The sequence below is a fragment of the Rhizobium sp. P2_G9 genome (genome assembly GCF_056403475.1).
In genome coordinates this window covers 1-11,753 of record NZ_JBFUFK010000097.1, presented here as the reverse complement: position 1 = coordinate 11,753, position 11,753 = coordinate 1, and the positions used below count along the sequence as shown (strand labels likewise).

Genomic DNA, 11,753 nt, shown 5'->3' with positions numbered 1-11,753 from the left:
TTCCACATCCCCCGACACGACGTCTCATCCAGCCATCATCGCGAATTGCGTTCAGAGGCAATGAACCTGTGGGCAAAGATCGCTCGGGCATGAACCGTCATAGTGCAAGCGGGCTACGACTGCCGCGTGCCCGTTAAGTTTACGATGCCGTGGCAAGTGTTCGAGCTATACCGCGTTCGGATCTGCGAGCAGACTCCTCCCAAGCCTCCAACTCGGACGTAAGTTCTTGTCCGAATTCTGTAGGCCTCTACCGGTGCTGAAAAGTAAGCATCCGAGAGCGGCCGCGGGTTGAAGTCTCGCGCGGAGCTGAGAGTGAGCTTATGATGCTGGGTGTCTTCAAGCAGCTTGCTGATTGACCGGATTGTCGTCCTGGCGACGCGCCTTCCACTCCCATGGGAGCAATTCATGCAAGCGTGTCGTCGGGATGTCGGCGATTTGGGCAAGCATGTCGGCGAGCCATAGCTTCGGGTCGACGTCGTTGAGACGGGCAGTGATGATGAGAGTGAGCATGACGGCGGCCCGGTCTGCACCGCGATCGGAACCAGCGAAGAGCCATGACTTTCTGCCGCAAGCCACACCGCGCAACGCCCGTTCAGCGGCGTTGTTGGTCATGCAAATCCTGCCGTCGTCGACATAGCGGGCAAAGTCGGCCCAGCGCGAGAGCATGTAGTTGATCGGCTCGATCAGCGGGGAGGATCGCGACAGAGTGCTCCGCTCCTGTTGCAGCCATCGCTCCATTTCCTCCAGAACGGGCTTGCTCTTGTCTTGTCGCACGGAACGCCGTTCGTCGGCGCTCATGCCGTTGATGTCGCGCTCGATGGCAAAGAGCGCATCGATGCGTTTGACCGCCTCCAAGGCGACGGGAGAGATCGGCTTAGCATTTTTGCCTCGTCGGGCGTTGCGGGCGACGTCGGCCAATTCGAAGAACTTCCGGCGCGCATGCGCAAAGCAGAAGGCGGGTGTGAGCGGCATCTGTTTCTTCGTCCGGTCGAAGAGCGGATTGAAGCCGTTATAGCAGTCGGCCTGGAGTATCCCGCCGAACTCCGCCAGGTGTTTTTGCGGATGGGTGCCGCGCCGGTCGCTGGAGGCGTAGAAGACCGCAGCCGGCGGTGCAGGGCCACCAAACGGCCGGTCGTCGCGCACATAGGTCCAGATGCGCCCTGTCGTGCATTGGCCCTTCGCAAGGATCGGGATCGTCGTGTCGTCGCCGTGCAGCCGGTCGGCCCCAAACACGTGCGCTTCGATCAGATCGAAGAGTGGCTTGAGCGCGAAGCTGACATGGCCGACCTGATCGGCCAGCGTCTGGGTCGAAAGCTCGATGTCTTCGCATTTGAAGCGCGTGCTCTGACGATTGAGTGGGATGTGCTGTCCGAACTTGTCGAACACAATCGTTGCCAGCAGGTTGGGGCCGAGAAAGCCGCGCGGCGTGGCATGGAAGGGAGCCGGAGACTGGCTGATGGCCTCGCAATCGCGGCAGGTGAACTTTTCGCGCACCGTCTCGATCACCTTGAACCGGCGCGGAATCTCCTCCAGCGTTTCGGTTATATCCTCGCCCAGCTTGGCTAGCCGCGCGCCGCCGCAACAAGTGCAGACCGCCGGCGCTGCGATGATGACCCGTTCACGTTCGACATTCTCCGGCCAAGGCTTGCGCACCGGCCGCTTGCGCGTGAAGGGCCGCACCGACTGGGTTCTGGCAGCCGCGGCTTCGGCGACCAGCTCGTCCTCTGTCGCCGAAGCCACAAGCTCTTCGAGCTGCAATTCCAGTTGATCAATCAGCCGTGCGGTGCGTTCGCGCCGCGGCCCGTGCTTCTCGCGCTCCAACTTTCCGATCAACAATTGCAACTGCGCAATTATCGCCTCGGTGCTCGACAGCTTCGCTTTCGCATTGGCCGCATCGGCCTCGGCTTGCAGTCGCGCCTCGCGTTCGGCCAGCAGCGCGGCGTGCGCGCTGGCAAGGTCTGAAGGAAGGGCAAACGGCGGCGATGTCATGCCGACATTGAATCAGAATTCGCAGCAAATTCAATATCAAAACGGGATCAAACCCGCGTCGGACGCCAGGTTTCCTGCGGCTGACGCCAGTCAATTCCGGACAACAGATAAGAAAGCTGTGCCGACGAGATCGCTACTGCGCCATCGGCCGCAGAAGGCCAGATGAACCGCCCGCGTTCCAATTTTTTCACAAATAGGCATGCCCCCTGACCATCATGCCAAATCAATTTTATCAGATCGCCGCCGCGACCCCTGAAGCAGAACAAATGCCCGCCCAAAGGGTCATGCTTCAACACTTCCTGCACCTGCAAAGCCAGCGACGGGAAGCCGCGCCGCATATCGGTGTAGCCTGTCGCCAGCCAAACCCGCACGCCCGGCGGGATCGGGATCATCGCAATCCCTCCAGGCCGCGGACAATCCGCAGCAGCGCCTCCACATCGACATCTCGATCGACAATGACATGACGCCCGTTCGCAACCACCACTTCCATGCGTCCGCCCGGCGACCACATGGCCTCGACCGGCATCGCAGGCTCCGGCAGCACAAACGCAGGGACGAAGCCTCCGACAGACCCGCCGACAGCGAGTTTTCCTGCCCGGGCAAGCCTGCGCCACTCATAAAGCTGTGAACGCGAAATCCCGTATCGCCGCGCAGTCGTCGCGCACAATCCCGGCTCAGAAAAACTCTCCGTAACGATCTGAAGCTTCAGTTCTTTGCTAAACCGACGACGCCGACCCGTGTCGATGATCTCAAGCCGTGCCAACCGCTGACTGTCCTTATCGATGTCAATACGCACAGTCAGTTACAAATTGACCCCTCTCGCAAGGCGGCCCAGGCCGGATGCTTACGCTGAAAAATGAGGCTGCAACACAGAACTATACCCCTGCGATCACGAACCTGCTTCTCAACGATTGCGGACTCAAGAAAAGAAAAACTCGTTGATCGAAGTACGTCGCTTTACGCTTCATCCCGGAACGATAACCGACAACGTAAGATTATCGGCAAGCAACCTGCTCGCTGTAGCATCGTTTGCCAGGGCTGCGTAGCCTGAGGCTACGCCGTTGCGCAATACCAAATAAAGATCACCCTGGTGCTCAGTTGCTAAACAGCCAATTTTTTGAGCGAATTGAAGCGACAGGGGTAAACCGGCATGTGATTCAGCATTGATGTTTGACCTCTTTCGGCGCGGAACAGCGACCCCGTCCGCGTATGTAAGGCGCTGTTCAGTTTGCTCGTCATCGGGACGAGGCCGCCCGCGGCGGTCGGACTAGGAGGAGGGTCCGGCCACCCTTCGACCTTGCTGGTCGAAGTAATGCACGTGGCCGTCCCTTGGTGACATCTTCAACTGATCGCCCGGCTTCAGTGCCGGTGTCCCGACCAATCGCAGGGTCAGGTCGCCAACTTCCGAATCCAAATAGGCGATCGCTTCGTTCCCAAGCTTCTCCACAACTCTCACAGCGGCTCTCCACTTCCCGGCGTCCCCAACATCCAGATGCTCCGGCCGTACTCCAATCGTCGTCGCACCCATCGCCTGCGCAGCGGCTCCCTTGATCAGGTTCATTTTAGGCGAGCCAATGAAGGTTGCGACGAATTCGGTTTCCGGCTTTTCATAAAGAGTCAGCGGATCGCCGATCTGTTCGATACGGCCGGCATTCATGACGACGATCTGGTCTGCCAGTGTCATCGCCTCAACCTGGTCGTGCGTCACATAGATCATCGTCGCTCTCAGCCTTTGATGAAGCTCGGCCAATTCGACCCGCATTTGCCCGCGCAATGCCGCGTCGAGGTTCGACAAAGGCTCGTCGAACAGAAATACTTTGGGATCGCGGACGATCGACCTGCCGATCGCCACGCGCTGGCGCTGGCCGCCTGACAATGCCGAGGGCTTGCGATCGAGCAGTTTCTCAAGCTTCAGCACACCCGCGGCATAGGCCACTCTCTTCTCCCGCTCCTCCTTCGGCATTTTCGCCAGCCGCATGCCGAAATCGATATTCTGTCCGACCGTCATGTGCGGGAAGAGTGCATAGGATTGAAACACCATCGAAATCCCGCGCTTCGACGGTTCCTCATGCGTCACATCGGTGCCACCGATGGAGATGGAGCCGCGTGTCGGCTGCTCAAGTCCGGCGATCATTCTCAGCAGGGTTGATTTTCCACATCCGGATGGCCCCACAAGAACCGTGAACGAACCATGTGGCACATTCAGGTTGAGGTCCGGGATTATCTCAAGGGCACCGAACGTCTTGTTCAGCGAACGAATTGTCACGTCAGTCATGCCGATATCCTCCAATTGGCAAAGTTTACATTTCGACCATCAACCCTTGACCGCTCCTCCGGTCAGACCTGCCACGATGTATTTCTGCGCGGCGAAGAAGAAGGCGATGGACGGCAGGATCGTCAGGGTGATGAACGCCAGGGTCCTGTTCCACTCGACGAGATACTCTCCCCTGAACTGCATCATCCCCAGCGGCCAGGTGAACAGGTCGCGTGAGTTGACGACCACCAGCGGCAGCAGGAAGTTGTTCCAGCTCGAGACGAATGCGAACACGCCGACCGTCGCGAGAATGGGTGTCGAAAGCGGCAGCGTAAATCGCCAGAAGAACCGGATGTAGCCGCATCCCTCCACATAGGCAGCCTCGAACAACTCCTTCGGCAACTGTTCGAAAAAGGTCTTGAACAGCAGGATGGAGAGAGACAATCCAAAGGCGGTCTGCGGCAGGATCACCGCCCACGGGGAGTCGAGAAGTCCGAGGTCCCTCACCTTGATGAACAGGGGCAGAATGGCCGTTGCGAATGGAAAGACCAGACCAAGCAGCAGATAGGATTGAAGGTAGCGCGCGCCGAAGAATCTGATCTGCGCGAACACATAGGCTGCCGCGGCTCCGACGATCAGAGTCAGCACCACCGTAATCGAGGAGATAAGGAGTGAATTGCCCATGTACCGCCAGAAGGGCGGCGCAACGACCAGGTCCGAGTAGAATTCGAAGTGCCACTCCTGCGGGATGCCGAAGGGATTGACCCTGAGTTCTCCATTGGTCTTGAAGCCACCGAGAAAGGTGGCAACCATCGGCACAAGGACAAAGGCTGAGGCGGCGAGAAGTGCCGCCCAGCGGCCGGCACGTGCCAGATATTGGTTCGCATTCATCGACGTACCTCCTTGTTGAGTTGCGTTTGGTAGAGCACCGCCACGCCAACCGCCGCCAGGAACAACAGCACGCCCACGGCACTGCCATAACCAATTCGCAGACGGACCAGGCCGAAGTTGTAGAGATAGGAAACGATCGTATGGGTCGAATTGGATGGGCCGCCGCCTGTCAAAGGCATCACGACGTCAAACAGCTGCAGCGCTCCAACAACCGCAAAGAAACCGCTGACCACGAGGGCGGGCTTGATCTGAGGCACCAGCACGTGGCGGACGACTGCCGCCCGACCCGCACCCTCTATCTTGGCGGCTTCGACCAGCTCTTCGGGAACACCCTGCAACGCGGCGATGTAGATCATCATATGGAAGCCGAAATATTTCCACACAACGACGATCGTGATCGCAAGGAACGCCCAGTTCTGGTCCGCGAGGATGAATATGGGGTCCAGCCCCAAGTAGCGGAAAAGCCCGGCTGCCAGGCCAACTTTGCCATCGAAGATGAAACTCCAAATCAACCCGGACGCGATCTCAGCCAGGATGAAAGGCACGAAGAATATCAATCGAAACGCAGTATTGGTTGGGGTTTTCCGATAGATCAGCAGTGCCAGGCCAAGCGCCATCGGAATTTGCACACAGAGTGAGACCGCCAAGACGATCACCGTGTTGAGCAGTGATCTGTAGAAGATGGGATGATGAAGAACCTGAGCGTAATTCTGCAGTCCGACGAACTCGGACGGCGAACCATACCCATTCCATTTGAAGAAGCTGTAGTAGCCAGCGTCCAGCAGCGGCAGGATCACGAATAACGTGAAGAGGACGAGAGCCGGGGGCAACATTACGAAGATGGCGGGAAGCCGGCCATCGCTGAGGCGCGGCCATATCGCAAAGCGCGTGGCTGGCCCGACTGAAACATCATGTTCCATGACATTGATCTCCAGGTTGGGGGACTTTGGGGCGGCCGGGACATTGCCTCGGCCGCCCGCAGTGTCAGCGATTGGCCCAGGCGTCCTGGATCGCGGCTGCCGCATCCTCAGGCGTCGTGTTGCCTTGGGCGAGGTCTGCGGACATGTCGTTGAATGTTGCGCCGACATCCGCTCCGAGTGCCTGATCGAGGAACACCTGGTGGAAAGTGGACTTGCCGAGAGCAGCGGAGATCTGCGCATTGAACGGATTGGTAAGTCCCTTCTCTGCCCCGATCGCGACCGGGATGAAGAAGCCCTTGGCGGCGGATTGGGTCTGAATCTCCTTGCTGGTGAAGAACTTCAGGAAATCCACCGCCTCGGGCTTCGCGCCCGTGGCAACGGCCCAGCCGTTGATGCCGCCGAATGTGTCGGTCGGTGCGCCTGCACCGTCCTTGACCGCAGGGAACCGGACAAGCGCGAGATCGGAATCCGGTATGCCCTTGCCGCTGGCCGAGTTCTGCTTCGAAGTTGCATAATCCCAATCGCCCATCAGATGGAATACCGCACCCCCATCGCCGAACATTCCTGACGCCTGTTCGAAGGTCGTGTCCATGAAGCCAGCCTGGAAAGGCTGAAGATCGACGAGGCGCTTGAACTCCTCGCCTGCCTTTACGAAGGCTGCTGCGTGGAATCCGCCGCCGTGGCCTGCCATGGCGTCGGCGAAGCCCTTTTGACCCGCTTCGCGAACTGCGAGGTAACCGTAGTAGAAATGCAGCGGCCACTTGTCCTTGCCGCCGACAACGATCGGCGTAACCCCGGCGGTCTTCGCCTTTTTGACGGCATCGAGGAAATCGTCCCAGGTCTTGATCGTAGCGGGATCGATGCCTGCTTTCGTGGCCAGCGGCTTGTTGACCCAGAACGCGACGTCGCTCGCGTTGATCGGAACGCCGTATACCTTGCCATCGATGGTGAAGGCATTGACGCCTGCCGGCGACAGGGACTTCGCCCATTCGCCGTTCATCTGGGCACTGATGTCCTGCAGAAAACCTGCAGCTGCCTGATCCTTGAGAACGCCGCCGCCCCAACTGTAGAACACGTCGGGCTTCGCGTCGGATTGAAGCAAGGTCGGCAGCTTCTGCTTATAGGCTTCGTTCGCCAGGTATTCGAAAACGATGTCCACACCAGGGTGCTTGGCTTCGTATGACTTGGCGACTTCTTCGTTGAAGGCTTTCTCGGCCGGAGTCGTTTCCGCCCGTAGGATTCTCACCGTCACCTCGGCATGCGCTATCGGGATAAAACCGAATAGGCCCAGAACGAGCGCGGTCGTCGATAGGGTCAGTCTCTTCATTTTCTCCTCCACAGGGGTTTGTCTTCAAGTGTGGGCTGGCGGGGATCGTCCCGTCAGGCCCGGTTGGTCAGGGTTGCGAAGGATTTCGGGGGCAAGCGCACAACCCAGGTCGAACCGCCGAGCGCGACGCGAACGTGGCGCTCGCTTGCCAGCGGGTTTTGGAGTACTGCGACTTCGTCGCCGTCAGCAGTGCGAAACATGATGGCGAGGGCGGCCCATGTGCCGACGGTTTCGAGAACCGAGGATCCCTGGCGGACAAAGCCCGCGAGGTGCCGCATAAGGTGGTATTCAGGATTGACGGTGACGCCGCCTGTGGCTGGATCGACGCAGAAGAGACTGTTCTGCTGCCAGCCCCATGTGCTCACGCCGCCCGCTTCGAGCACCGCGTTCCAGTAGACGTAGGCTTCCGCGCCGTTCGAAAGATAATGCTGGATGAGGTCGAACACATAATGGGCGTATTCCCATTCGTTTCTTCCATCGCCGCATTCGTTCTCGGTCTGAATGATCGGCAAATCTGGTGCCGCCTGCCGGGTACGCTGGACGGCGGCCTTGCCCGCCCATTGGAAGCCTATTCCGCCGATGATGTCTCGCGTGGCCGGATCCAGCAGTGTCGGCGCGATCCAGTCATTGAAACTCCCGCGCTCGATCGTCCCCAGCCAGATTTCGGCATCTACCCCTTCGGACAGGAATACCGGTGCCAAATCATCGCGGATGAAGTCGCGCAGTCGCTCGCCGCTCCAGCAACAGGATGGAAACTTCTGGTCGGAATCGGGTTCGTTCTGGACGTGCAGCGCGTCGATATCGACGCCTAGCGCCTTGTATGCCTGCAGGAACCGGGCAAGATAAAGCGCATAGGCCTTCCGGTGTGCGTCATGCCAAATCAGGCGGCCGTGATTATGGGCTTTACGGTCCTTGAGCCATGTGGGCGGGCTCCAGGGGGAGGCGAAGAGGTCGAAATCGCGGCCGTGCGCTTTCCTTGCTGCTTCGAGGTAGGGAAGCAGACGGCGTTTGTCGCGGTCGATGGAGAAATGCTCCATCGCAAAATCGCCATCCGTTTCGTTGTGGCTGTACCAGCATTCTGCATAGTCGCTCGCCCCGATCGGAAGGCGGCAGTAGTGGAAATCAAGGCCGGAAGGCGAGAAGACCTGTTCCAGGACAGCTTGCCGCTTGACCTCGTCGATCGACTGCAAGGCGATCCATCCGATCTCGTTGAAGCATGCGCCGAAACCACGGAAGTGCGGTGTCAGCACGTTGCGTGCCGTGAGATCGGCATGGCCTTCAGCAGGGCGGCATTCACCGTCCACCCAGGAAGCCTGGCTGGTTGAAACTTTGAACTTCAATTGATCCTCCTTGCACGGCATGGCCAACGGCCTGCCGCGGAATGCCGTTGGCGTCTTGCGCCCACGATTTACGTCTCCTGAAGGGTTCTATAGCAGCCGTCGGATTCGATTGCAATACTTAATTAACTTAATGAAGTAAGTTTGATATTGTGCAAAACCTGCTATTCGTGAGAGATCGACGGCAATCAGAATGGTGATGACAATGCACGGAAAAGGCGACCCGACCAGCGCAAGAAAGGCTAATGGCCGCTTCCTTCTCGACCTATTGCGCCGCGAAGGTAAGTTGAGCCGGGTGGAACTTGCCCAGGCAACGGGACTCTCCGGCGCGGCAGTCACCATGCTTGTTGCTGAGTTGATCGAAGAAGGCCTGATCAACGAAGGGCCACAGCAGAAGAGCTCCGGTGGGCGGCGTCCTATTTCGCTTCAGATCGACTATGCCAGCCGGCTTTCCATCGGCGTGAAAATTATGTCTCATTCCATCGAGGCCGTTCTGACGGACCTGGCAACCAATCCGATCCGAGCCGCGACGGTCGTCATATCGGAACCGGCACCGGACATCGTCGCCGCCGCTTGCCGCGAGATTGTCATGGAGTTGGTCCCTGATGAGGCTCAGCGGAGCGGGAAGTTGATCGGCATGGGCTTGGGCCTGCCAGGGTTGATCGACAGTGAGGGCGGGGTTTGCTTGAAATCCCACCGGTTCGGTTGGGACATGTTGCCGATCACATCGATCGTGGAATCGGCGACCGGGGTGCCGGTTCGGATCGCCAACGATGTCAATGCCTATGCCATCGCGCAGCAACTGTTTGGCCACGGCCGGACGCATCGGTCCATGGCCGTGTTCGTTGTCGGAACCGGGCTTGGGGCAGCTTTGATCCATGAAGGACAGATCATCAGAGGCGCACGTTTCGCGGCCGGGGAAATCGGATTTTGCCGTGACCCACACGAAGGTGCCGACAAACCGAGTTGGGGCGAGCGTTTTTCCGAGCCTGCGCTCATCGACACCTGGCAGCGCATTGGAGACGGCTCTGATCTTGCGACTGCCGCCGCCGCGTCAAATCCGGACGCAGTAGGATTCCTTGAAAGCGTTGGCCGTGAGATCGGCGAGCGGATTGCAAATCTGGCCGCATTCGTCGATCCGGAATTGGTGATCGTAAGCGGAGAGGCAATTCGCTTCGGTGCGCCACTGACAGATGCAATCCGCATCGGTTTCGAGCGCCAGTTTCCTCTGACAAAGCCAGAGCTCACCATGGATTGGCAAAGTGACTACTGGACCAGAGGCGCAGCTGCGCTGGTCGTCCAAGGTTTCTTTTCCCAGACGTAGTTTGTTCTCATCTTTGTAGGGCAATAGTTGGTTGGTCTACGGTTCGGTTCCCATCAAGGCGATAGAAAAACATCCCATCTTGTTCCCCGTTCTCTCGCCGGTTATGCTGTTTTTGAAAAACAGTATAACGCCGGAGTCGAGCTAATGAAGTCCATCGACCTCATGTACCAGACGATGCTCGCCGAGCTCGGCCAGCGCTCGCTCGACGCCGCTTGGACGGCCGATTTCCCTCCGGAAGGTCGGTTCACCCCGGCGACCATCAAGGGGCGCAAGTACTGGTACTTTGATATCCCGGATGGACATGGTGGTACGAAACGTCGTTACGTCGGTTCGGCTGATGATCCGGATATCGCGCAACGCGTAGCTGATCATAAGCGGGACAAGGACGATCTACGCGCTCGCAGGCGCTTAGTAAATACCCTGACCCGCGAAGGCGGCATGATCGCCCCTGACGCGATGTCGGGCGACATCGTCGAGGCCCTTGCCGATGGCGGTCTTTTTCGGCTCCGGGGCGTTCTCATCGGCACGGTGGCCTTTCAGTGCTATTCAGGACTACTGGGCGTCCGCCTTCCCATGGCTGCGATCCTGACCGGCGATGCGGACATCGCCCAAGACTATGCCATCAGTCGGGAGGTAGAAGACAGTCTGCCTCCGATCGTCGAGCTGCTGCAGGGCGTCGACGCCAGCTTCCGGCCAGTTCCGCATCGATCCGGGTCCGCGGCCTCGTCGGCTTTTCAGAATGCCGAGGGCTACCGGGTTGAATTCCTGACGTCGAACCGTGGTTCGGATGACTACATCGACCAGCCGGCTAAGATGCCCGCCCTTGGTGGCGCCAGTGCGGATCCAATACGCTTTCTCGACTTCCTCATACGGGACCCCGTCAGGACGATGCTGCTCCATCGAAGCGGTGTCCCAGTCGTCGTCCCTGATCCGTCCCGATATGCGGTCCACAAGCTCATAGTCGCCAGCCGCCGCCATATTGGCGGGCAGGGGCTGGCGAAGCGCGAGAAGGACGTTCGTCAAGCTGCGCTGCTCTTTGAAGCGCTGCAGCAGACAAGGCGATCTGCCGAATTGGCGCTCGTCTACAATGAAGCATGGGAGCGCGGGCCTGCGTGGCAAGAGGGTATTCGAACCGGGGCAGGGATGCTGCCTACACAAGATGCCGAGCTATTCAAGACGGTTCTTATCGACGGGGCAAAGAAAAACCGGGAAGACATCGAGCTTCCGTTTGGAAAATAGGGTATCCTTCTTTTCAAAAGCCAATTAGTTGATTTAATTCGAAGTGCGAAGGCAAATGCGGTGCCGAGAGTTCGAATCCGCTTCGAGGCGTCGCCGCGAGAGGACGCGGCAATTATGTCGTAAGCGCGAATTTCTCGGCAGGGTGACGCCGACCTTTTAACGACAGCCTCTTTCAGAGACGCTTCGGGCAGATCAGGCGGCAGCGGCTTTGGCGAAGTTGAAGGGCAGCAGGTCGTCGATATCGGTATCGACAGCGCGTTGCGGCAGTTCGGTGAGAACGTGGCGCAACCATTCGAGCGGCTCGACGCGTGAGGCGCGGCAGGGGCATCGTCAACTTAACGGAATGTGGATATCGATGTGAGATGACGGGCGATGACAGACCGTGACCCGCTGTACCGCCGCCATCGCTTTCCCGCTGAAATTATTGCCCACGCGGTGTGGCTCTATTTCCGTTTCCCTCTCAGCTTGCGGA

The 11,753-nt window shown here is 58.9% G+C and carries 10 protein-coding genes and 3 pseudogenes; 4 read left to right on the top strand and 9 right to left on the bottom strand.

Going from position 1 to position 11,753, the window contains the following annotated elements; genetic code table 11:
• Window positions 1-93: pseudogene (locus tag AC1DYF_RS39575) on the top strand (IS6 family transposase); the annotation flags it as partial.
• Window positions 94-336: 243 nt separating this feature from the next.
• Here AC1DYF_RS39575 and tnpC read toward each other — a convergent pair.
• The 8 genes from tnpC to AC1DYF_RS39535 all read right to left on the bottom strand — a co-directional run bounded on the left by tnpC (window position 337) and on the right by AC1DYF_RS39535 (window position 8,721).
• Window positions 337-1,989, bottom strand: a complete 1,653-nt coding sequence (gene tnpC / locus AC1DYF_RS39570; RefSeq protein WP_477884327.1) for an IS66 family transposase — start codon at window positions 1,987-1,989, stop codon at window positions 337-339.
• 47 nt (window positions 1,990-2,036) lie between these two features.
• On the bottom strand, window positions 2,037-2,381 hold the full coding sequence (tnpB, locus tag AC1DYF_RS39565; RefSeq protein WP_477884325.1) for an IS66 family insertion sequence element accessory protein TnpB: 345 nt from the start codon (window positions 2,379-2,381) through the stop codon (window positions 2,037-2,039).
• Window positions 2,378-2,785 (bottom strand): IS66-like element accessory protein TnpA, encoded by a 408-nt coding sequence (gene tnpA, locus AC1DYF_RS39560; RefSeq protein ID WP_477884323.1) that lies wholly within the window; start codon window positions 2,783-2,785, stop codon window positions 2,378-2,380. Before tnpA ends, tnpB begins: the two co-directional genes overlap by 4 nt.
• 471 nt (window positions 2,786-3,256) lie before the next feature.
• Window positions 3,257-4,264, bottom strand: coding sequence for an ABC transporter ATP-binding protein (locus AC1DYF_RS39555; RefSeq protein WP_477884329.1), 1,008 nt, complete (start codon window positions 4,262-4,264; stop codon window positions 3,257-3,259).
• A 39-nt stretch (window positions 4,265-4,303) separates the two neighbouring features.
• On the bottom strand, window positions 4,304-5,134 hold the full coding sequence (locus tag AC1DYF_RS39550) for a carbohydrate ABC transporter permease (RefSeq protein WP_477884321.1): 831 nt from the start codon (window positions 5,132-5,134) through the stop codon (window positions 4,304-4,306).
• A complete protein-coding gene (locus tag AC1DYF_RS39545) occupies window positions 5,131-6,054 on the bottom strand; it encodes a carbohydrate ABC transporter permease (protein ID WP_477884319.1) in 924 nt (307 codons plus the stop codon). Before AC1DYF_RS39545 ends, AC1DYF_RS39550 begins: the two co-directional genes overlap by 4 nt.
• Before the next feature lie 64 nt (window positions 6,055-6,118).
• Entirely contained in the window at window positions 6,119-7,381 is a 1,263-nt protein-coding gene (locus AC1DYF_RS39540; RefSeq protein ID WP_477884317.1) for an ABC transporter substrate-binding protein, read from the bottom strand.
• Window positions 7,382-7,434: 53 nt separating this feature from the next.
• Window positions 7,435-8,721, bottom strand: coding sequence for a glycoside hydrolase family 30 protein (locus AC1DYF_RS39535; protein ID WP_477884315.1), 1,287 nt, complete (start codon window positions 8,719-8,721; stop codon window positions 7,435-7,437).
• A gap of 190 nt (window positions 8,722-8,911) precedes the next feature.
• Between AC1DYF_RS39535 and AC1DYF_RS39530 the strand changes: the two genes are divergently transcribed.
• Window positions 8,912-10,042: an ROK family protein gene (locus AC1DYF_RS39530; protein WP_477884313.1), complete on the top strand. Its 1,131-nt coding sequence runs from the start codon at window positions 8,912-8,914 to the stop codon at window positions 10,040-10,042.
• Between the two features lie 144 nt (window positions 10,043-10,186).
• Window positions 10,187-11,281, top strand: coding sequence for a nucleotidyltransferase family protein (locus AC1DYF_RS39525; RefSeq protein ID WP_477884311.1), 1,095 nt, complete (start codon window positions 10,187-10,189; stop codon window positions 11,279-11,281).
• Between the two features lie 192 nt (window positions 11,282-11,473).
• Here the strand turns inward: AC1DYF_RS39525 and AC1DYF_RS39520 are convergent.
• Window positions 11,474-11,602, bottom strand: a pseudogene (locus AC1DYF_RS39520) (transposase domain-containing protein); the annotation flags it as partial.
• Window positions 11,603-11,653: 51 nt separating this feature from the next.
• Between AC1DYF_RS39520 and AC1DYF_RS39515 the strand changes: the two are divergent.
• Window positions 11,654-11,753, top strand: a pseudogene (locus AC1DYF_RS39515) (IS6 family transposase); the annotation flags it as partial.